This window comes from Haladaptatus sp. DYF46 (assembly GCF_021083305.1).
Lineage (GTDB): Archaea > Halobacteriota > Halobacteria > Halobacteriales > Haladaptataceae > Haladaptatus.
In genome coordinates, this window is sequence record NZ_JAJFAY010000016.1 from 1 (window position 1) to 20,994 (window position 20,994).

The window sequence follows — 20,994 nt, forward strand, 5'->3', positions numbered from 1 at the left end:
ATTGTCGATGCTGGTGAGATGTCCGGCGTTGAGTCCAATTAAACCGCAGGCTCCTCCGGTTGTAGTGCTCCCCCGCCAATTCCTTTAAGTTTCATCCTTGCGGACGTACTTCCCAGGCGGCTCGCTTGCGTCTTCACTGTGGCACAGCACAGGCTCGTAGCCTGTGCCACACCTAGCGAGCATCGTTTACAGCTAGGACTACCCGGGTATCTAATCCGGTTCGTGACCCTAGCTTTCGTCCCTCACCGTCGGGTCCGTCCTTCCAAGGTGCTTTCGCGATCGGCGGTCCGTCTAGGATTACAGGATTTCACTCCTACCCCAGACGTACCCCTTGGATCTTCCGGCCCCAAGCCAGCGGGTTTCCGCCGGACGCCTGCTCGTTGAGCGAGCAGATTTCCCGACGGACCTGTCTGGCCGGCTACGGACGCTTTAGGCCCAATAAAATTGGTCATCACTTGAGCTGCCGGTATTACCGCGGCGGCTGGCACCGGTCTTGCCCAGCTCTTATTCGTGTACCATCTTACGATACACAAAAGCGAGGACGTTATGCCCTCGCACTTGGAGTTCCCTTATCGCACTGTCGTGCAGTGTAAAGTTTTCGCGCCTGCTGCGCCCCGTAGGGCCTGGATTCTTGTCTCAGAATCCATCTCCGGGCTCTTGCTCTCACAACCCGTACCGATTATCGGCACGGTGGGCCGTTACCCCACCGTCTACCTAATCGGCCGCAATCACATCCTATGGCACCGGAGCCTTTCCAGCTCCCTGCAGTTCCAGCAAAGGAGCGTTATTTCGAATTAGCCTCAGTTTCCCGAGGTTGTTCGAATCCATAGGGTAGTTTGATCACGTGTTACTGAGCTTTCCGCCACGAGTCTAAACTCGTGCAACTAGCATGGCTAAATCGAACTCCAATAGCAATGACCTCTGGCAGGATCAACCAGAATGTCGCTGAACACAAGGTTCAGCGTATAGGCGGAGACACTCTCAAAGAGAGTGTATCACATATCACACGTTCGGGACACCACATCGAATAACCGACAAGGTGTCACCGAACTACCAAGGCTAACATCAGATTCCATCGTATACGGCTGACCGCAGGGGTGGAATCCTCATTTCCTTCGGACTTGAGTGGAGGCGAGGAAGGGTATTAAACCCTTCGAACCTCGTTCGTCCGAGATTGTGAGACGAGTTGAACGCCCCACAGATCGCGTCTGTGTCTGTTGTCGCGTTTATATCCGAACGCCCGCTATCATTTAAGGGCGTCGGATCAGGTTTGCGTCCGGCGATGTGTGGCCGGACGCGACGTCGTATTCAATCCGAGTGCCCCGTTGTACTTAAGGGCACCGGATTGGACGTGTTTCGTTCGTCCCAAACCGAGGGACGCCGTCGACATCCTATCCGAATGCTCCCATACACTTAAGGGCATTGGATTGGATTTTCGTTCGCCCGAATCCACCGGGACGCATAGATGAATGCGCCGGATTCGAGCGGCCACCTCGCGGGGCGAACCACGAGGCGTCCTTCGCATTCTATCGAAATGCCCGGTAGAATTTAAGTACGTCGAATCAAAGGCGCTTTGACAAGATACGACACGCCCCACGCTACAACGACCCATTACTGACCAGCATCCGTTAGTCCGAGATTTTAATTTTTGTTTCGTGCGCGCGCTCGCGGGGACAAGAAAGTAAGAATAGCACAGGGAGGGGGACGTGTCTACAAAATCACTACTGTGTCCCGTCCACTTCCTCGGCGAGGAGGCCGAGACGACCGAACCGGGGAAAGGAAAATGCTCCCGAGGAATCGCCCGCCGGAGTAGATGGCACGGATCCGTCAGACGAAGGACTGACGCGGTTTGAATAACGAAGCGGTCGAACGGATCGATGATGGTGCGGGGTAGCCGTCGGAGCGGAGAATCGTTAGCACAGTGCTATGGGAAGGAAGCGGTTTCAACCGCGATAACACGGGGAGTCGAAGGTGATGTGTTGAAAAAGACGTTCGTCACTCGGTCACCGATTCACTTCGAGTACGGCGATATGCGCCGAGCGTACGGCTGGACGGAAGCCATGCTTACCGCGGGAGCGACGCTCGCCGGGATCGTGATACCGCTACGAGTGCTATTGACGGGGCTGTTCGTCGTGTTCATCACGGCGGACGTTCTTCCCGTGGTCGTATTCAACGTCTGTATGACCGTAGTGGTTGGACGATGGCTCCTCGGGACGGTTCGAATCCGTCCAGCGAAGCACCGACTGGAGCGAGAAACGAGGAGCTGTCGGGGGAGTCCGCCGAGCTTCGAACGAAGAGAATCGAATCGATCGTCAGGGATCGACCGCCTGTAGTACTTTTCAGCAGTTAACGTCGACGAGCGTGTCGAATGCCGCCGGATCCTCCCAGAGTTCGCTAAGCGTCGCGGCAGCGAGATAGCGGGTCGGTGCAGCGACCCATTCCGTAGTAATGCTGTCGTCGGGAGCAGGTGCGGCCGTCTCGAACCACCATGCGACGTAGCGTCCATCGAGGAGCTTTGCGGTGGGGAACATCTGTCCGTTCACGGCGACGTCGACGCGGGAGTTCGATTCGACCGCCGGTGCATCATCGGGTGAATCAGCGACCAAAATCTCTATTTGAACGGTCCGTTCGGTCACACCGATGCACCTCTCTCTGTCGCGGTAAACTCCGAGGAGTATGCGACAGTTACGGCAACCATAAAGGGGTCATCGATGTTCACGTACAAGAAAGTCAGTCAGGCGCGTGTCTGACGAACGCAAATGTTTCGACACGAGACGATGGTTTTCGAAGGGATCGGTCACGGAGTGGTGAGTCCGTAATAAACCGAGGGGAACAGACGGCGTTTCTCTACCGACAGAACGGGGCTTGCCGGCGGTAGTGTCGCAAATCAGGGGAAGTTCACACCGTCTTATAGTATTTCCATCATGAGAATCGGTGTGCAGCCATGTGTCGTCACATCGAGCTTTCGGGAGCATCGAAACCGGTACGAACCTAAAATTTCGGATCGTTAGTGCTTGTAGCGACTCTCGTCGAGTTCGTTTAGATTGGTGCTGAGCGACGTAGTAGAGTCGTCCACCGTCGTCGACTGACCCGTATCGTGGTGGGTGATCGCATAGAAGAGCAACCCGAGTCCGAGCGCCAGCAACACCCCCTCACAGGACTGGGTGATCAGGAGTTCGTTGCCACTTAAACTGTAACCGCCGCGAATACCCAGTTGATACACCGGTTCCACGAGTCCACCGAGGACGATAAAGGCGAATCCGATGGTGGAGTACCGGTACGACGACTTTCTCGGGTTTTGATAGTATGCATAAAAACTCAGCAACAGCAGAACGCTGCCGATGAGGAACAAGAACATGTTCGCCAGTATGAACGCCCACAGTTCGGGTGGTCTACTCATAGGGTGTTCTCCAGCTCCTCGGCGTGCTGAACGGGTCGCTCGAACTCTCGGTGGCCTGATTGTACGACGTTTGTAGACCCTGAAGGAATCCGTTCAATCGCTTGACGAGGCGCGAATCCGGCTTCCGGAGAACCGTGAGTAGTTCCTCGACGGCGGGGTGATTCGTATACGTTGCCTGTCCAGTCTCGACGTCGTAGTCGATGATCGCGACATCGCTCAGCGTCGAGAGCTGTTTGTGATGGAGCGCTATCGCCGTTTCATCCACCGCCGCCTGCGTCGGGTCCGTCTCGTCCTCCTCCCGTCGAATCACTTCCCGAGCGAGCGCCGTCCGCGACATCGGTGAATTCTCGTCACGGAGGATGGTGAGAACGAGACGCTGACGTGTGCCCGCGAGTTCGGCCAGTACGTCGTCGATTCCGTCGGCCTCGATTCGCAGTAATCGTTGGAACCGTGGGTCTTCGAGCGCGATATGGTCCGTCGTCGTTATCGATTCGCGGTCCCTCTCCCACTCGATGAAGTCGGTATCCTCCAAGAGGGGAAGTTGAATATGGTAGAGGTCGATCAGAGTGTTCTCTACCGCTTCAGTCGGTATGCTTTCCTCCGAGGCTCCGCGTTCCCTCGCCGTGAGGGCGCGTGCAAGCTCTCGGTCGGACGCCTCGGGAGTTCGATCGAGAAGCGTGAGAAGCAACCGCCGGCGGTCGCTTCGCACCGCCGTAAAGATCGGGTCCGCCGTTTCCCTCTCTCGTGTCTGCGTTTGGTTTCCCATTAAGCACCCCTCGGACCCGCGCTTATATAGACTTCTCGGCTATCTTTCAAGAAACGTCTATAACGACCCTCGCCGGGGAGTGCAACGGCGGCTCCCGATATCGAATCGCACCGCCGACCGGACAGTCCCGTTCGTATTCATCATCGCCGTTTCGACTGACATGGTCCGCCGCCGATATCGGTTTGCTTCGCACCGACAACATCAGTAGGATACGTAGCCTATACGCCGATACGGACAGCGGAGTATTTCTCAGCGCATCCAACGAACGGACAAATGAAGTGCTGGAATGGGGGTAACAAAATGACGAGAAAGTACCTGGAACCGATAGAGATTACGGAGAACGAAACGTCCAACGAGGGGGAAATGGTGACGAGCTACCTCTACGATATCTCATCATATCTCTCGCAGGGAGACGCCTGTGTCGGAATCATCGCCGCGTTGGCGAGCCGCACCCACCAAGGCGAGTTGACCCTCCCACCGTTGGGGGCGGTGATCGATGCGGGGGCTCTCGACAGTCTATTGGGAACGCGGCGTCCCAGCGATGGCGTGTCGGTGACGTTTCCGTATGGCATTTATATGGTGACCGTCTCGGGTGACGGAACGGTACTGATCCGAAACGGGGTTCACTGAGTCAGTCCTCGTATCCCTTCTCCTCGTATTCGCGGAAGTCGGTCGCGAAGGGGTCGGAGCCGTCTTTCCCCGGTGATCGAGGGTTGTGCCGCGTTATCGCATAGAACAACAACCCGAGTCCGACCGCCAGCAGGATGCTTTCAGCGGACTGGAGAAGCAGTCGTTGATGGGCGTTCAGATGATAGTCGCTACGGATCAGGAGCCGATACACCGGACTGACGATTCCGCCCAGAACGATGAATCCGAATCCGATGGTGGAGAGTCGATACGACCTGATACTCGTATTCTGGTAGTAGGCGAGAAGGCTCAGTACGAGGAGGATGCTCCCACTGACGAACAACAGCGCGTTGGACATGATGAACACCCACAGTTCGAGCGACCTAGCCATGATTGGGGTCACTCCAAGCGGACGGCCAGTCGAAGGGGTCGTCCGTAGGCCCGCTCGCGTTCGTGTACGTGGTCAGCAGTCCCCCTAAGAACTCATCCAACCGTTCGACGAATCGGTTGGTCGGTCTCTGGAGAAGCGTGATGACGTTTTCGAGGCCGGGGTGGGACGCGTACGTGACCCGGTCCGTTTCGGGGTCGTAGTCGATGAAATCGGCGTCGGCAAGCTTTGGCAGGTGGACGTGAGCGAGAGCACTCCCGATTTCGGTGATCGCTACTGTATCGAGCTCCGTTTCGCCCCGCTCGCGTCGAAGGATTTCCCGAGCCAGCGCCGTCCGTGACATGGGCGTTCGACTGTTCCGAAGGACGGCGATGAGGTGTCGTCGGCGTCCGTTCGACAATCCCGACAACGCCTCGTCCACGCCGTCGTCGTCCGTCTCGAGGAGGCGTCGAAACCGTTCGTCCCCGAATGCCGCGTGATCCGTCGTAGCGATGGTTCCGTCCGCTCGGTTCCATCTGATGAGGTTGCAGTCCTCCAGCAGCGGGAGTTGGACGTGGGAGAGGTTCGTACGGAGGGCCTGAACCGTTTCGGATGGAACGTCCGCCGCGGGGACGTTCCGCTCGTTTCTCACGAGCGCGCGAACGAGTTCTCGTTCGGACGTGGCCGATCGGTCGAGCAGGGTCCTGAGAATCCGCCTTCGACGGTTCGTTCTCACCGCGGTAATCATCGGACGATGGTTCGTGTGTACGCTGGGACGATGCTGATTTTCCATTAGTCCGATTCTATTTTCCCAGGAAGGTATAATCGTAGAGGCTCAATACTGAGCGTTTGAGTCGTGATGACGTCCGACATACGAGGTTTCTCCGACAGATACCGTTCCCCACGCTGCTCACCCCTCGAACTTTCCATGAGATACTCACGGGCCTAAGACCCAACCAAACGACACGGTCACGCTTCAATCACGGCCGCGACTCACGATTGTGTCCAACGCGTGCAGGATATTCGGCCCATAAATCGACGGCGGGGAACGCTCGGAGAGGGCACGTCCGTGTCCGATAACGGGAATTCCGTTCAGCATAGCAGGAACGGGCTACTGCTCGGTCCTCGAAGGAACCTCTGTGATAACTAAGTAAAACGGGCCACGATGCAGGACCGTGAAAACGCTTCAGTCATCGTTGGTAACAGAGATAGTCCGTTCGGGCGAGATTTCGATTCGATAGCCGGCATACTGGAACCGAATAGTCGGTGAGCCACTCGCATAGAGTGCCGCGAGCGCGTCGGGATCAATGCTATCATACAGCGGTGGAATTTCGTGGTGTTCACACCCCTCCATCGCGAGTACTTCATCGATGATCGTTTCAATTATTGACACGCTGGGGAGCAAGCGATGGACCGATGACTGCGTATCATCCGAAGAATTGGCGTTGACAGGCATGTATTGCGTTCCATCAATGGTCGCTGTAGCAGTAGGCTACTAGGACTGACTATGTACGAGGTTTATATATGTATGAGGAACTGCTGTGATCGTTCACTGATCAACCGCCTCGTGAAAGAGTGTATTCGCGATGATATTTCGGTGTCCCCGTCGAAGTCGTGCGGCGAGCGATTGTCGGGTGATGTCCATCTCCCGAGCGATTTCTTCGAGTGTCGCTTCACGGGGCTCGTCGAAATATCCGGCCTTGAATGCCGCAGTGAGCGCTTCCTCTTGGCGCGGCGTGATATGGTACTGCTCGCCCGTTCGCAGTTCCGAAAGTGCATAGAGGCGCGTGATGGTGATATCGATAGAATTGTCTTTGCAGTAGCGTTGGAAGGCTGTAATTCCTGTCGTATCGACTGTGCGCAGTTCGAACCGCCATATAGACTCGGTCCCCGTAGCCGAGACGAGTATGAGGTCGGTCTCCGCGATTCCTTTCAAAATACTCTCCAAATCGGTATTCCACTTGGCACGAAACAGACCACCGTCCTTGACTTCGTCTACGAGCTCAATCGAGTGTACCACGGGTTGATCTTCGAAATGAGTTATAATGTTCGGTATATCCGGCCCCCAGACCCAGAAATAGGGGATGACCGCGTGGTTCGTCGGGATAACGCGTTCAAGTTCGATCTCAACATCCGGAAAGTCCTGGAAGATATCCCCAAGCGGAAACTCGTCGGCTGGAACCGTGAATTCGATAATCGTGGACACACTAAGTCGTGTGGACGTGACCGGGTAAATTCTGGGTTCGACTGATAACTTCCGTGCGGTTTCCGAACAAATAGTTGATCGATTGGTTTGTCTACGATCACCAAAGCACGGTATCTTCGCCCGAGTCACCGTTACACGACACGGATCTGGAATTGGCCAAGGAGAGGATAGGTCGTCGAGTGAGTATCAGAAGCGACGAGAGCATCACGATTCTCGTCAGTACGGAAGAGGAGCGGGTGAAACGGATAGCTCCCACTTGATGTTCGCTGTCTTCCGTACTCGATGAGTGCGAAAGCCGAAGTGGAAGCGGTTGGTCACGTGAATGGACGAGATATGCTTCGTCGAGGGCGGCGACCTCCCCCATTTCACTGCCGCTTATGAGATTAGGCGGCGAAAGCGCAAACTCCTGTTGGCTAGAGAGCGTAAACCCAGCAGAGCGATATCTACAACAGGGAGATCTCGGTAAGTCGAGTAAACGTTCAAGCTCTTTGGCGTCCTTTGTACGTAGGTTATGGAACGATACGTCGATGGGTTCGTCTTCCCGGTCCCGACTGATAACCTCGATGCGTACCGCGAAATGGCTGCCGAGGCCGGACAGCTTTGGATCAAGCATGGTGCCCTCGAATACTTCGAAGGAGTTGGAGACGACATGGAGCCAGACATGGACGGCATGTCGGTGCGGACGTTCCCACAGCTTACCGAGGCCGAGGAAGACGAATCGGTCGTGTTCTCATTCATCGTGTTCAAGTCACGGGAGCACCGCGACGAAGTGAACGCAAAGGTGATGGACGATCCCGCGATGAACCCAGAATCTTTCGATGAGGAGATGCCCTTCGACGAAGAGCAGATGGCCTACGGCGGTTTCCGTTCCATCGTCAGCTACGAGGAGGGATAACAGAGACTCCGCAAAGAGTAGATCGGTCCACGATACTCCTACCGAACGGCTGCGGTCGCCGAGATATCACACCAATTGGTGTGACGAGATACGCACCACGAACTGCGCATAGATTGATCCGGAAGTCTCGGGGGTGGTCTACCTCCGCTTGATTGATTAGGGTCCATTCGTCCCACTGCTCCATGTTGCACTAAGCAGAACTAAGAGATCCTATCAAACGTATCAAACTCAGAGGATTCTAGAAGAAGCCCGATATGAGTTTCCCATATTACGAAGAGAGCATCTAGACCGGTTCAGGCGACTATTCAATAAATAATATACGTCATCTACGCATAGATGGTTGTATATGGAACTGAACATTTTCATCTCACTAGTTTCGGGAGTATTGTCGGTACCATATTTTAGCAATGCAATTAGTACGCTCAAGATATTTCGGCCGATTCGCTCGGGGACATACACAGAAAAGCAGATTGCTGACACAGGAGATTCAGTCGTATTACGAGGGGACATAACCGTTTACTCACCTCCAGAGGGATCTACCCAGCTATTTCCAGCTTATAATCCAGCAGTAGGAGCATATCTGTGGCGGATATCACATAGCGATAACTTATATGTCATAAATCTGGAAAATAGAACAATATCTCGGGCCAAAGTGGGGTACGAGTCCGGAATCGAGTATGGAGATTTCTCGATTACCACCAAGGAGGGAACTGCAAAGATCGATCCCGCGTGGCTTATTCGTACGCATAATACGATTTCATTGTCCGAGGCAACCATCTCAACAATACCGAGAACCATCAATATCTCGCCCAGTATGTGGTCATCGCCATACATCTATCTGAGAAGCACCGAGACCGTACACGAGATCGAAGACGTTAACGATCTGATCGAGTCGAAAGACGACGGAGCGCGCCAGTACTATGTTCAGGCGAAACCGATAGGGAGCGAAACAACACTTACCGTTTACGGTAACGTTCATACCGAGGACGGGACTTCAGTACTCTACGGAACTAATGCGGTACCTCTAGCGATTACAGATCAAGAACCGGCGGAATTTCGTCGCTATCTTACGAGACGGCTAGTAAAATACGGAGTACTTGCACCGCTACTCGTCGTCATTGCGATCTTAAACTGGTTTGTTATCTGAGTTCTATTGTATACTCGCTTTCGAGCCAGCGAGCGAGATTCCGGATGTGATACATTGTTGCTAGTATAGATGAATGAATTCTATTCGCTTGTAATAACTGCATCAAGCTGGCAGGGATCTAGAGTAGCATCTTGTTATAGAGTATGAATGTCAACATTCAAAGCACCTCCGACAAATTACTACTAGTACTACAGATGAAACACTGGATACTACAGTACGTCACAGAATGGCGGACATGGTGGGACCTTGCGGCGATAGCATTTCTTATCGCGTCGCTGTCTCTTCTGCTCCGTCTGTCGATCCCGCATGCTCTCTTGGTTATGCGGTGGGGATTTCTTGGGTCAATCGTGCTCTTTTTCATCGGCTTTGGCTGCCTTCATTGGACCCAAGAATCATCGAGGTCCTCATAATGAGATTCTCGGGCGAGCCAAAGGGAGCGCTCCGGTCATGGGTCAATAGCCAAGAACTGAACTAAACATATATCGTTTAGTAGTATAATTGACTTCTATAATGCAAGTAGCCAACCGCGCATTCAGTAGTGGAATTCTTCTCGTGATTGGTGGCGCGGTAGCCATCCAGTGGCTGATTCAAGAAAGCATCCTGTACATTGGTCACCCATTCAGTGCAGGCTGGGTTGGGATTGGTTATGAACAATATTTTGCATTCGTCGTTCCACCCACAATGATTGTCCTTTGTGGTGGCGTTCTCTTTGTTTTAGGAATGCTTCCCTGGCACCTGCAAAAGTGGTTCATGAATTAGACGAATTCCTACAGCCGCTCTCGGAAACGTTCTGCAAGTATACCAACCATCGTTTTGAACGCGAGTCTCTAAACGGAGATACCCTCGAATCCCAGAACAAGCCGAAATGAGCGCATGGGAGAAGTCAAAGATGACCGAACTGTCTGTTTCTCAGCAGTCATGGAAGGAGAGACGATTAAGGATTTCAAATGGTTGTTCTTAGGTGGGATACTTCTACTCACAGGTGCGACACTACTGTCAGAAATTGGTAATGTGATTTTTATTGTAGGTGCATTTATAATGGGAGTGGGAATTCTTCTACTCGCTGGCGGGTTTTTTGGTAGGGAAGTTCGTCAATCACTATCACCAGTTGACAGTAGTAGTAGATAAACAAGAATAGAGACAAATTGATTTGGAGGTACTAAAGTTATTGCACTGCCGCTTATACACCAAATATTCAATCGAAGTTACTTACCGTAATACGGCGACTCATACTCCCACATTTTGCACTAAGCAGTACTGAGACCACCGAACGAGATTATAAATATTTGAAAAACTCCCCGTAAAGGAATACCAGCTAAGTTATATTCATGCGAGTCGGATGAAGGAATATGTCGCCAGATCGTTCGCTTCATTCCTCCCCCTATTCGTTTGGACCAATCAAGCTAACGGAGGTTTCACTCATTTCTCTTCTTATTGGATTTTCATTGGTATTTATAGCTGCTCAGTTTCTCAACTTTACTTTCCGTGCGGCGTCTCTATGGGCATCTCTCCTCCATTTTGTGCTCGGAATATCCATACTTCTAAAAGGCGCTCAATTTTGTGGATTTCGAGTGAAGCACATCAAGTGAGGAATTCTTCCCAACAACGCAGAGATCATCGGAACAACCAAGAGATTCATACGAACAGTCGAACGATATCTGCAGTATGCCTCGTGATACATTCGTCTCATGGCGAACACTAGCTTTGTTTCTGCTCTGCCCTCCCTTAGCAATCGCCGCGATCGTTCTCTTTCCACTGACGCTGCTCATACTCTTCTGGCTCTATTATCGGGGAAAGCGGCGAGCAGCAGGTGTGTAAGCCCACTATAGACAATACCTTATGAATCGCAGATACCGGAGGTGATCTACTGTCGGTTCAGAACTAGAAGGGATTCATGCGAATCAGTTCAGAAAGCATATACACGGTCATGACGCGCGTTTAAATAGATGCCCTCTCGACGACAATTCCTCCGTGGGGTTGGGGGAACCGCTCTCCTTGGTACGGCTGCCGGCAGGGCTGCCTATCTCGATCTCGGATTCGTTCGCACGAAAGCTGGCGGAGGTGGCACCAATACAATTGATCTTGATTCACCGAACAGAGAGGTCTTCATTCCTCCGAAGGATTTCGATGCATACGCGACCCAAATGCATGAGCAGTATGGTGGTGCCGCTATCCCGTGGACCGACCCCGAGTCACTTGCTGGTGAGTTTGTTGGTGCATACACGCGACAGGTGACAATCGTGCCAACAGAGCAGTATGCGATGCAGGACGCCACCATTCTCGTTCACCAGCTTGGCAGCCGTCGCTACAAAATACGGTTATGGAGTGCAGGTCGGTTACTGGGCAAAAAATATGACGTTGATCCCTGGGGACTCTATCAGAAAGAAACCGCCTTTACTTGGCTTAAACAAGAAATTTCGGTAGGTTACGAGGGGGAGCTGTCGGCTGATACAACCCAGTCAGGTAGTGGTCGTACGTCTGTCGCTGGAGGGACAGTGACTGTTCCCGATGGTTCGTATGAGATGGGACTCAGCCCTGTCAATGAAGTCAATTATCGATCGCGCTGGGAGGGGTTTGCGACAACCGACGTTCCACTCATTGGTGCATGTGAAGTGCAATTTAAGACCGGTACGAAGCCACGATTCGACTGGTCGTTATCGTATGGAGTTGGGATTCGTACGCCGTTCTAATGCGAGTATAGCGCTTTTCGCATCTCACAACAGCTTATTTTGCTCGGTTGCAGTCACCGATCCCAAATAAGCTAAATTCGAGACATCAACCCTTTTCTTGCACAGAATTGGTGATCAGTAACCACCTAGTTTGCTACTTCTGAATGTATCCTCAGAAGATATGGTTGATTTGGATCAGAGATCAAGAGCAGCAGCTACATCGAGGAGACCAGCACCACTTTCAGTTGGCGTTAGTCCGATATCTTCGGCCGTGTCTGTGAGTTTCCGGAACGTCTCTTCATGTGACAGGCCAGTAGCCATGAGTTGTGCCGCCGCACCAGAGACGTGTGGGGCAGCCATTGAAGTGCCAGAGAGTTTGGAGTAGTTTCCGAAGTAGGTCGGATACGTCGAGCGAATATTCTTCCCCGGCGCAGCCAAATCGATTTCTGGCCCTGTTGAAGAGAACGAGGCAAGAGTATCGGGCTGGGTTGTGGCACTGATGGCAAGTGTAGTTGGATAGGCAGCCGGATACCCAACACAATTCGTACACGGACCACTGTTACCAGCAGCAGCGACAAGCAGAACGCCTTGGTTGTGAGCATACTCACATGCATCACGCATGAGATTCGAACTCGACCCGCCAAGACTGAGGCTTGCGACATCCCAGCCCTGTTTCGCGGTGTACTCAATGCCAGCAGCGATATCAGACGTGCTCCCAGCTCCAAGTGCAGTGAGTACTTTCACTGGATGAAGCGTTGCCTGCGTGCTTACGCCGACAACACCACGATTATTATCCACTGCATTCGCGATTCCTGCACAGTGAGTTCCGTGTCCATTGTCGTCCTGCCACTCGGGATACAGATCGAAGTTGATGCTCGCGCGACGAGAGTGAAGTCGGCTTTGTTCCTGATTACTGAGTATATTCCCAACGCCGTACGAGAACGATCGTCCCTGACCAAGATTCGACTGTAAATCGGGATGCGTGCTATCAATCCCAGTATCAATAATTGCAATATCAGCACCCGCGCCCGTTTTGCCATTGTTATGGGCGACATCTGCGTCAATACGATCGACGCCCCAGGGAGTTGATTGGCTCAGGGCGTGCATTCGTTGATCACGTTCGACATACCGAATACCGCGTTGGTTACTAAGTGCCGAGAGACTACGCTTGGAGACCGCTCGTTGGGGAAGTTCGACCGTCAACGCGTTAAACTCGAATGTTCGGGCGACATTCGATGCGGTGTTAACAGCAGCGTCGTATCCACGGCCATCTTCATAGCCAATGTTGACTGGGACTACATCTTCCGGCTTGAAGCCAAGAAAGCCGCTGAGTGACGTTGTTCCAGCGATTGCGGCACCGGCTGAAAGAAATCGACGGCGGTTCGGTTGCGATGACTCTGTTTGTGTTTCTGGCTCGTCCATTGTTAGTATTTACTCACAGGAAGAGATTAGAAGCAAACGTTGAATAATTAACTAAATCGCAGACACTAAATAACTGTTTGATCCCGCGTCATTCGCAATACCGGGTCAGGTATGGTACTGCAGTAGTCCCATTTCATCAACGCCAAGAATATCAAAATCTATCGACGATAAAAGAGCACTAAGCAAATGTGGAAACACCTGATCTTGAGTAAAGCAACAGGTAGAAGCTGCTGTTATCAACTATAGAACGTAGATTTTGCAGGGTTAGAAAAGGAATCTTTGGTGGAGATTGGTAGGTGAGAAAATCGCGTACAGATTGGTTCTCGTTGAGACCAGTGCACCCAATGCATGGGCACTGGATGAAGGTCTCCCAGTAGCACTTCAGCGTATAGTTGAGCATCAGAAGTTCAATTTGAAAGAAAATATTATAATACAACAGTAAATAGATCACAACTATGCCATCAACTGACCCTCCAGCCACCATTCGTAGCTCCCGATGGTGGTACCTGATCGCCATCATTCCGATAATTGAACTTCTTATGGCGTCCATCGCGGGTGCCACGTTCTTCCTTGTCTTCGCTCTCGACCAAACCCAGATACTCGGATTTAACGAAACGACGATCGCGATGGCAATGGTACTGCTTTCAATCGTCGTCTTTCTCGTCATGATTCTGTTGCCCTACGCAGTGTATCGTGATCTCGAGTTACTAGAGGAGTACGTCACGCTCACACAGTGGCGGTTCGATCGTCATCAATTCCTTATTGGGGCAGTGGCTGGTGTCTTTTTACCGATCCTTGGGTTCGGTGTCGCCCTTTACTACCTCTATCAGCGTCATCACCATGTTGGTATTCCATGAATGTGAGGGTAATAATGAGTTTTAGACGACAAGTAGGAACCAAAATACTAGGAGAAAAGTGAACTAAATGACAGAGACAAATGTCCCGGCGATCGAATTAGATAATGTGACGAAACGATATGGTGATGTTACTGCGCTTGATCAAACCTCCTTGACCATCAAGCGTGGAGAGATCTTCGGATTCCTCGGTCCGAATGGAGCTGGAAAAACAACAGTCATCAACTTATTACTGAATTTTATCACCCCTACTGCAGGAACCGTTCGTGTTCTCGGGCGGAATGCTCAGCACGAGAGCCTTTGGATTCAGGAGCGAACAGGGGTTCTGCCAGAGCACTCCGATGTTTACGACCGACTGACTGGCTGGGAACATATCGAGTTAGCAATTGAGTCCAAGAATGCTGCCGACAACCCTCAAGAGATTCTCGATCGCGTCGGACTCGTTGATAATGCTGGTCGAAGAGCTGGTAGTTATTCAAAGGGAATGGCTCAGCGTCTCTTGCTTGGGATGGCGATTGTTGGATCTCCTGACCTCCTGATTTTAGATGAACCAACAACGGGACTTGATCCGGCCGGTGCCCAGCAGGTACGCGAGCTCGCGATTGCTGAAAACGCTCGTGGTGCAACAGTCTTCTTTTCAAGCCACATTCTCAGCCAAGTAGAAGCAGTTTGCGATCGCGTTGGTATTCTTCATGAAGGGACACTTGTTACCGAAGGATCTCCCGATTCGTTACGCGAGGCCACAGCGGATCGCACGCTTACGGTTACAGTCGACTCCATTCCCGATGGAGTACTCCACTCTATCCGGCAGCTATCCGGTGTTTCTGATGTGACGGTCGATGATTTGACCCTCACAATTACGCACACGGATGTAGCAGAGACAGAGATTCTCAATACACTTGAAAACGCAGGAGCATCGTTAGAGACATTTTCGACTGATTCCGATTCACTGGAGAATCTATTCTTGTCCTATACACGCGAGGAGGTGGAGGAGCGATCCCCATGAACGTACTCGTTATTGCGAAAAAAGATTACCGGGAAGCCATCCGATCACGTGTGTTGCTCGGGTTGACACTCCTGTTTGCCCTCTTCACAACGGTTGGAGCGTATATTGTTTCATTCATTCCAACACTTGGAGGTCCTGAGGGCGCGCAAGTAGAGGTGAATCTCGTGTATGGACTAGTCGCCCCAGCGAGTATTCTTGTCCCCATTATTGGGTTACTGCTTGGATACAAGGCTATTGCTGGTGAACGAGAGAGTGGAAGTTTGAACTGTCTACTTAGTTTACCACATACCCGGCTTGATGTTGTTCTTGGGAAGGTCGTCGGCCGAACAGCGGTAGTCGCCATCTCGATTGTGATTGGATTTGCGGCCGGAAGCATCGTTGTGATGCTTCTTTCTGGACCATTTTCACCGGTGTTATACCTTGCATTCATTGCAACCACAATCGTTCTCGGAATGACGTTTGTTTGCCTTGGGGTTGGACTCTCGGCAGCGGTAACTTCGACATCACGTGCTGCGTGGGGTGCATTCGGAGTCTTTGCTCTGTTTCAGTTTCTCTGGAGTTTTATTGCGCTCCTCATTCAGTATGCTCTTACTGGCTCTGTCATACCCAAACCGCCACTTCCAGAGGGATATCTGTTGTTTTCAAGACTTAATCCACAGAGTGCGTATTCGACTGTCCTCTCATCGTTTGTACCGCCAGAACAGTCACTTAATACTGGATCGATGATGACCCGAATGACCGGTGGTAATGTCCCAGTTTTCTTCAATGGCTGGTTTGGGTTTGGGGTCCTCGTTCTGTGGGCTGTGGTCCCTCTTACCCTTGGATACCTTCGATTCCGCAATTCTGAACTCTCATAAGATTTCTCAGTAAATGTCCGATATTGCGATGAGCGTTTTCAGTCTATAGCGGATACTGTCGGATGGTCTCGATGTAGCACTTCAGAATCCCTTGGTTACTCGAGGAGGGGATCTGCAGTAGCCCACAGTTGTTGGAAATACCTCTCAAACTCTTCAACGACGTGTGAATTTTTGATTCCTAGCACCCCGATCCGGTCGTCACCGAACACTGGGTGTGGGATGTCAATGGTTGTCTCTACTCGATCGATCACATCGAAAGAAAGCACGACCTCGGGGATCGTTCTAATAGTCACGTCTGCCGATTGATCATTAATCAGGCGCGGGACTCTATCAGGAAGTACAGTGACTACCTTTTCACTCAACAGGAGATCGACTGTGAGATCCGCACTAGCACCATCGAAGAAGGCTCCTACTTCGTTTTGGAGTGTTTCCCATGATGTATTCTCATAGGGTGTCCCAACGATCGCATGGACAAAGTCTTCCGCAGTTTGCATATGTTGCTGAAGCGCTGTGCTCATCTCGTCACTCCCGAGCGATCCGAGCCAGAAACTACTCTCGGCAGGCGGTGTCGGCAGTAGGTTTGAACGAACGGTTTCAGCCCGCTTTCGATAGCGATTCCACTCTTGTTTCAGTTCGTATGTTCTCTCGGCTAGAAGCCTGTCGACGGCGGTTTCTGGCTGCACGGCGACGTATTGTTTTGGGTCGTTTACCTGCATCCGGATCAGTTTGCGAGCTTCGAGGCCGTTGAGCACATCGTAAATACGGCCTTTTGGAACGCCACTACTATCGGAGAGTTCAGTCGCGGTTACTGCTCCTGTCACTAGTAGCGTCCGATATACTTTCTCCTCGTAGCTTGAGAGACCAAGTTCGCCCAACTCCGTCATAGATTATCGTTGTAAGTCCAAACAAATTGTAAGTGGTGTTTTGTTTCAATAATCTCATATCGGTGAATCCCAGACCTACTGCTATGAATCCGTACGTGCTGCTTGCTGGTGCAATACTCTCCGAACTCATCGGAACGACTGCCCTCAAACTTTCAGATGGGTTTTCTCAACCAGTTCCCAGTCTCGGTGTCGTCGTCGGATATGGGATCGCTTTCTATCTTGTGTCTCTGACCCTCGAAGAGCTACCGATCGGTGTCGTCTATGGGACATGGGCAGCATTGGGGGTTGTTGGTGTCGCAGCGATTGGTATCGTTCTTTTCGATGAGCCAATAGATATAGCGGGAATTATCGGAATTCTCCTCATTATCGGTGGTGTGTACTGCGTTAATGTCGTCTCACAAATGTCTGCTCACTAATGGGGATTATTACGAAGGGGCTTGACCCGTCGAATAGGAGCAGTGGATAATAAAATTTTACTGATTTGACCGCTTCGGTGATAAGAGAGCGTCAAGTAATATGCTCTATTGAAAATGTGGTACGGGGGTACGATCAGAGCGTCTCGGCGAGATCAAAAACACGACTCTCAGAATCGTGTCTTCAACATCGTTTCCTCTGGCCATTGGTTGCATTTCGGAACTCCTTAAATTAGGCGATAAAGTTATTTGTAGATGAAAACCAAAAAAGCCAACCATGAGTTATGCTAACTCGTCCGTACTCTTCGGCCGCGACCGACACCGTACCCGCCAGGTTCTCCTCCTCGCTACAATTATTTTCTTTGCAAGTCTTGTGGTGTACACGAGTTTTCCGATCTATGAAAGTTTCCCGTTCACGTTTGTGGTGGTTGTGCCCTCTATTCCAGTGATAGCAGGCGCTGTGGCACTAGTCAGTGCCTACCTCAACGACGGTCTCCTCGTGAGTGCATTGGTGCCAGTGATGGCCGTCATCGGGATGGAACTCTCATTGGGTATTTGGCTCTATTTTGATCTTGTTCCAAGTTATGACCCTGCCGGATTTGGTTTCATACCCGTACTCCTTGCAGTTGCCTTCGGAATTGGTATCGGTGTAGCCGCCATTGGAGCTAGCACACGACGAGTTGTAACCTACATCAATTCCTGAAGTCTAAAAAGGTTTGAGACGTGGACACACCCGATTTCGAGTGAAGAATGGCAACTGAAACGCGGTTACTAACTACAGAGTATCTACGTATCGACGGTCCTCAGAAACAGTGCCTGTAGGACGCCGAAGAACACGCCAAACGCGAGAGCATACCCGAGATTTTCACTGATTGGGCCGCCGAAGCTCACGCTCAATGGAAGCAGTATCACGGCGGTACCGAACAGCACCATGAGACCACACCATTTGGCGGGGTGTGATTCAGCCCATTTAGTAAGTCGTTTGTTGTACGAACGAACCGAAGCGAGAGGACCCATATCCCTAGTAGGATGTAGATTTCGCATAATGGTTAGGATGCTGTTCGACTTACGGCACGAATTGCGGGTAGATTGGCTCCTTGGTATCGGAGGTAGACTTTTTCCACTTAGAGGTTAGAGAGTAGAAATCAGCTTCTTGTAGGAGAGAAGGTCCGCCTTGTACTACTGACGATCCGTATCCGAATACCATTTCCAGAAATCAATAGTGGTCCAGCATGTATACACGAGTGAGAGCGGGATCAGGAGATAGAATAGATCGAGACGAGTAACGATCAAATCGAGACTGTTTGTTCCGGGTGGAGAGTATAGCAGTGTCGCAACGAAGACAGCGATCCCAACACCAACGTTACTGATGTGCCAGAGAAGGGCATCGGCTTGGATAATCTTCTCACCGAGTGCATCCATGTGTACTAGTAAACTCCTCGTGTTCTGATCGTCTCTCCACACCTCTTCGTTGGACACGGTAGCACGTCTTAAGAGAAGTTTGAGAACTTGGTGTGCAAATTTTGATCGATTTATCCGATAAAATGTGAACAGATCAATTCAAGGATCTCAGGGTCGGTATACTGCTGCTTATTAGTAGGATGGCTGTTGGCACATGCATGACTAGTTGTGGTTTCAAAATCAGACGAATAGTGGTTATTTGAATAGCTCACTATTGAGTCCGTCATACCCTTTCCAATAGCCGCGAAGCCACACATAGCCAAGGGCGAGGAAAACGGTACCCGCGACGATTGACCCAATTGCGTCCATATTTAGAACTACAATTCAAACCGCTAAGAAGTTACCGCTGGTGAGAGTCTACTGCTGCTATATCAATACTGATCACAAATTCGGCTTATTGTTGAATAGAGAGTGTGAGTCTATCGGTCAGGCGCTAAACACGATATCCAGGACGATCGCGACAAGACTCAAGCAAGCACAACCAATGATCACAACGAGTGCACCGGCAGAAATACTGAACTCGGCAGGGTCAGTTCGGAGCGACTCGTAGCCAGCGCCGAGAATCATTCCGCCTCCACTCACCGCAAAAAGGAGTGAAGTAACACTCCATTCTCCGGCAACAAATGTGGCACTCGCGTTCAGAAGAAACGACAGTCCGAGGACAGCAAGAGCCCCGTTATAGAGATACATTCGCTCCATGAATCGTCATTCCTCACCACTCTACTAAGTGATTAGGATGATTCGATCCATTCGTTCAATACGCACGGCGAACCGGCCACAGATAGATTCAGGGGAACCTGGGATGATCCACTCCCGTTTATCGATTCACACCCGATCTCGAGTGAAGATCCGGTTTCTCGAAATTTCGTTATACACTGCAGGAGATACTCTTATTCACGGAGATCTACAATAGAGAAGTATGCATAATAGACAGTACCGCTCACTTGTCTCAGTATATCTCCTCATATTAGGTGGTATTCAGGCGATTGCGTTCCTGATGATGGATGAAGTGTTGTTCGCAGGATTCGGTCTTGCATTAGCACTTGGAGCAGGTGTTTCTCTGTGGGTTGACACACGGTCTACTGGCCAACAAGCGGTCTAACCATCAATTTCACACGAGAGAAGAGTGGGTATGAGAGGAACAAAGCCGCTTTGTTGACTACCACATCTAAACGAGACAGAAGAGATTTTCCTGCCAAATTAGTCGATCAGCTACAGCGGTTCACTGCACAATTATCAGAAGAGGAGTTACCGATAGGGATATAGTGATTAAACGACAATTATAGAAGTGATGCGGCCAGCACGGTTCGTAACGTACTGTTTTCTGTATAGCGGAGTGTTGTTATTGATCCAGTCTTTAATGGCCTCACAGTTCCAGTTGAATGTTGAGAGTATTCTTCGAACGGGGGTTGGACTACCGATTTTACTAATTGGGCTTGTTCGGTTATGGTTCCCAGAGAAAGAAGAGCGAAAGCCAACCGAGTATGGCGCATTGACCTATGCGATGGCGGGTTTTTCGCTTGCAATCACGGCGATTGTTCTCGCACAACTATTCATACCGATGTAGCGTCGGATAGTTACCTGACCGATAGGTGGACATCAGATCTCAAGTGAAGTACATCAAGTGAGAACTGCTAGCGTGTAAAGTGTTCCTTCATCGCTTCAAAACACTTCGAAAAAATAGAGTTTACAAAATCACTGTCGGATCAGCTAATAACAGTTTGATGGGTCGTATTTTTGGCTGCAGCAGCATACCACGACGGCTTTGAGACCTGTGTCTCACCGATCGCCGAGTAATTCGCTGTCTCTTGGATCCGAATAGTTGATCCATTATACGTTCCTGTCCCAGTGAACGAATAGCGGTGAACAACACCCCATGAATCGACTACGGCGGTAAACGAGCCATTTGTGACCGTCACGGGCTGAAATGAACGTACCAAAGATGAAGGAGTGCTCAAATTGCTCGAGTGTAAGCGGTACAAGTTGGGCGCTGAGCTGGAATTGTTTGCCTTCGTAATTG

The 20,994-nt window shown here is 51.1% G+C and carries 22 protein-coding genes and 1 rRNA gene; 12 read left to right on the top strand and 11 right to left on the bottom strand.

Translation table 11 applies throughout. From position 1 onward, the window contains the following. Window positions 1-941, bottom strand: a 16S ribosomal RNA gene (locus tag LJF34_RS28350); the annotation flags it as partial. A 1,035-nt stretch (window positions 942-1,976) separates the two neighbouring features. Between LJF34_RS28350 and LJF34_RS28355 the strand changes: the two genes are divergently transcribed. Next, on the top strand, window positions 1,977-2,333 hold the full coding sequence (locus tag LJF34_RS28355) for a hypothetical protein (protein WP_231190206.1): 357 nt from the start codon (window positions 1,977-1,979) through the stop codon (window positions 2,331-2,333). Between the two features lie 6 nt (window positions 2,334-2,339). Here LJF34_RS28355 and LJF34_RS28360 read toward each other — a convergent pair whose 3' ends face one another. The 3 genes from LJF34_RS28360 to LJF34_RS28370 all read right to left on the bottom strand — a co-directional run bounded on the left by LJF34_RS28360 (window position 2,340) and on the right by LJF34_RS28370 (window position 4,166). Further along, window positions 2,340-2,636 carry a hypothetical protein gene (locus LJF34_RS28360; RefSeq protein ID WP_231190208.1) on the bottom strand — a complete coding sequence of 99 codons (297 nt, stop codon included), beginning with the start codon at window positions 2,634-2,636 and terminating at the stop codon, window positions 2,340-2,342. A 371-nt stretch (window positions 2,637-3,007) separates the two neighbouring features. Then, window positions 3,008-3,400: a hypothetical protein gene (locus LJF34_RS28365; RefSeq protein ID WP_231190211.1), complete on the bottom strand. Its 393-nt coding sequence runs from the start codon at window positions 3,398-3,400 to the stop codon at window positions 3,008-3,010. Beyond that, window positions 3,393-4,166 carry a hypothetical protein gene (locus tag LJF34_RS28370; RefSeq protein WP_231190214.1) on the bottom strand — a complete coding sequence of 258 codons (774 nt, stop codon included), beginning with the start codon at window positions 4,164-4,166 and terminating at the stop codon, window positions 3,393-3,395. The genes LJF34_RS28365 and LJF34_RS28370 overlap by 8 nt, the downstream gene beginning before the upstream one ends. Before the next feature lie 300 nt (window positions 4,167-4,466). On the opposite strand from LJF34_RS28370, the gene LJF34_RS28375 reads away from it, so the two are divergent. After that, window positions 4,467-4,796 carry a HalOD1 output domain-containing protein gene (locus LJF34_RS28375; protein WP_231190217.1) on the top strand — a complete coding sequence of 110 codons (330 nt, stop codon included), beginning with the start codon at window positions 4,467-4,469 and terminating at the stop codon, window positions 4,794-4,796. 1 nt (window position 4,797) lies between these two features. On the opposite strand, the gene LJF34_RS28380 is transcribed toward LJF34_RS28375, so the two are convergent. From LJF34_RS28380 to LJF34_RS29365, 4 genes are all read right to left on the bottom strand, one after another. After that, entirely contained in the window at window positions 4,798-5,184 is a 387-nt protein-coding gene (locus tag LJF34_RS28380; protein WP_231190220.1) for a hypothetical protein, read from the bottom strand. Continuing rightward, the gene (locus tag LJF34_RS28385; RefSeq protein ID WP_231190223.1) at window positions 5,177-5,896 is read right to left on the bottom strand and encodes a hypothetical protein; all 720 of its coding nucleotides are present in this window, start codon (window positions 5,894-5,896) and stop codon (window positions 5,177-5,179) included. The genes LJF34_RS28380 and LJF34_RS28385 overlap by 8 nt, the downstream gene beginning before the upstream one ends. A 450-nt stretch (window positions 5,897-6,346) precedes the next feature. Beyond that, complete coding sequence (locus LJF34_RS28390; protein ID WP_231190226.1) at window positions 6,347-6,616, bottom strand: HalOD1 output domain-containing protein; 270 nt, start codon at window positions 6,614-6,616, stop codon at window positions 6,347-6,349. Between the two features lie 93 nt (window positions 6,617-6,709). Next, window positions 6,710-7,495, bottom strand: coding sequence for a helix-turn-helix domain-containing protein (locus tag LJF34_RS29365; RefSeq protein ID WP_342765917.1), 786 nt, complete (start codon window positions 7,493-7,495; stop codon window positions 6,710-6,712). 382 nt (window positions 7,496-7,877) lie between these two features. On the opposite strand from LJF34_RS29365, the gene LJF34_RS28400 reads away from it, so the two are divergent. The 5 genes from LJF34_RS28400 (at window position 7,878) to LJF34_RS28420 (ending at window position 12,098) form a co-directional block, all read left to right on the top strand. Further along, window positions 7,878-8,261, top strand: coding sequence for a DUF1428 domain-containing protein (locus LJF34_RS28400; RefSeq protein ID WP_231190229.1), 384 nt, complete (start codon window positions 7,878-7,880; stop codon window positions 8,259-8,261). Window positions 8,262-8,607: 346 nt separating this feature from the next. Then, entirely contained in the window at window positions 8,608-9,408 is an 801-nt protein-coding gene (locus LJF34_RS28405; RefSeq protein ID WP_231190232.1) for a hypothetical protein, read from the top strand. A 510-nt stretch (window positions 9,409-9,918) separates the two neighbouring features. After that, entirely contained in the window at window positions 9,919-10,167 is a 249-nt protein-coding gene (locus LJF34_RS28410) for a hypothetical protein (RefSeq protein ID WP_231190235.1), read from the top strand. A 114-nt stretch (window positions 10,168-10,281) separates the two neighbouring features. Further along, window positions 10,282-10,536 carry a hypothetical protein gene (locus LJF34_RS28415; RefSeq protein WP_231190238.1) on the top strand — a complete coding sequence of 85 codons (255 nt, stop codon included), beginning with the start codon at window positions 10,282-10,284 and terminating at the stop codon, window positions 10,534-10,536. 818 nt (window positions 10,537-11,354) lie between these two features. Further along, a complete protein-coding gene (locus tag LJF34_RS28420; protein WP_231190241.1) occupies window positions 11,355-12,098 on the top strand; it encodes a hypothetical protein in 744 nt (247 codons plus the stop codon). A 174-nt stretch (window positions 12,099-12,272) separates the two neighbouring features. Here the strand turns inward: LJF34_RS28420 and LJF34_RS28425 are convergent, their stop codons facing one another. Then, the gene (locus LJF34_RS28425) at window positions 12,273-13,499 is read right to left on the bottom strand and encodes a S8 family peptidase (protein ID WP_231190244.1); all 1,227 of its coding nucleotides are present in this window, start codon (window positions 13,497-13,499) and stop codon (window positions 12,273-12,275) included. Window positions 13,500-13,954: 455 nt separating this feature from the next. Between LJF34_RS28425 and LJF34_RS28430 the strand changes: the two genes are divergently transcribed. The 3 genes from LJF34_RS28430 to LJF34_RS28440 all read left to right on the top strand — a co-directional run bounded on the left by LJF34_RS28430 (window position 13,955) and on the right by LJF34_RS28440 (window position 16,216). Next, on the top strand, window positions 13,955-14,356 hold the full coding sequence (locus tag LJF34_RS28430; RefSeq protein ID WP_231190247.1) for a hypothetical protein: 402 nt from the start codon (window positions 13,955-13,957) through the stop codon (window positions 14,354-14,356). Window positions 14,357-14,423: 67 nt separating this feature from the next. Further along, on the top strand, window positions 14,424-15,359 hold the full coding sequence (locus LJF34_RS28435; RefSeq protein WP_231190250.1) for an ABC transporter ATP-binding protein: 936 nt from the start codon (window positions 14,424-14,426) through the stop codon (window positions 15,357-15,359). After that, window positions 15,356-16,216 carry an ABC transporter permease gene (locus LJF34_RS28440; RefSeq protein ID WP_231190253.1) on the top strand — a complete coding sequence of 287 codons (861 nt, stop codon included), beginning with the start codon at window positions 15,356-15,358 and terminating at the stop codon, window positions 16,214-16,216. The genes LJF34_RS28435 and LJF34_RS28440 overlap by 4 nt, the downstream gene beginning before the upstream one ends. 95 nt (window positions 16,217-16,311) lie before the next feature. Here LJF34_RS28440 and LJF34_RS28445 read toward each other — a convergent pair whose 3' ends face one another. Beyond that, a complete protein-coding gene (locus LJF34_RS28445) occupies window positions 16,312-17,100 on the bottom strand; it encodes a helix-turn-helix domain-containing protein (RefSeq protein ID WP_231190256.1) in 789 nt (262 codons plus the stop codon). A gap of 83 nt (window positions 17,101-17,183) precedes the next feature. Here LJF34_RS28445 and LJF34_RS28450 point away from each other — a divergent pair, with 83 nt between their 5' ends. Together LJF34_RS28450 and LJF34_RS28455 are read left to right on the top strand one after the other, a co-directional pair. Then, entirely contained in the window at window positions 17,184-17,516 is a 333-nt protein-coding gene (locus tag LJF34_RS28450) for an SMR family transporter (protein WP_231190259.1), read from the top strand. Between the two features lie 274 nt (window positions 17,517-17,790). After that, window positions 17,791-18,216 (top strand): hypothetical protein, encoded by a 426-nt coding sequence (locus LJF34_RS28455; RefSeq protein WP_231190262.1) that lies wholly within the window; start codon window positions 17,791-17,793, stop codon window positions 18,214-18,216. Between the two features lie 476 nt (window positions 18,217-18,692). Here the strand turns inward: LJF34_RS28455 and LJF34_RS28460 are convergent, their stop codons facing one another. Then, window positions 18,693-18,992 carry a hypothetical protein gene (locus tag LJF34_RS28460; RefSeq protein ID WP_231190265.1) on the bottom strand — a complete coding sequence of 100 codons (300 nt, stop codon included), beginning with the start codon at window positions 18,990-18,992 and terminating at the stop codon, window positions 18,693-18,695. Between the last annotated feature and the right edge of the window lie 2,002 nt (window positions 18,993-20,994).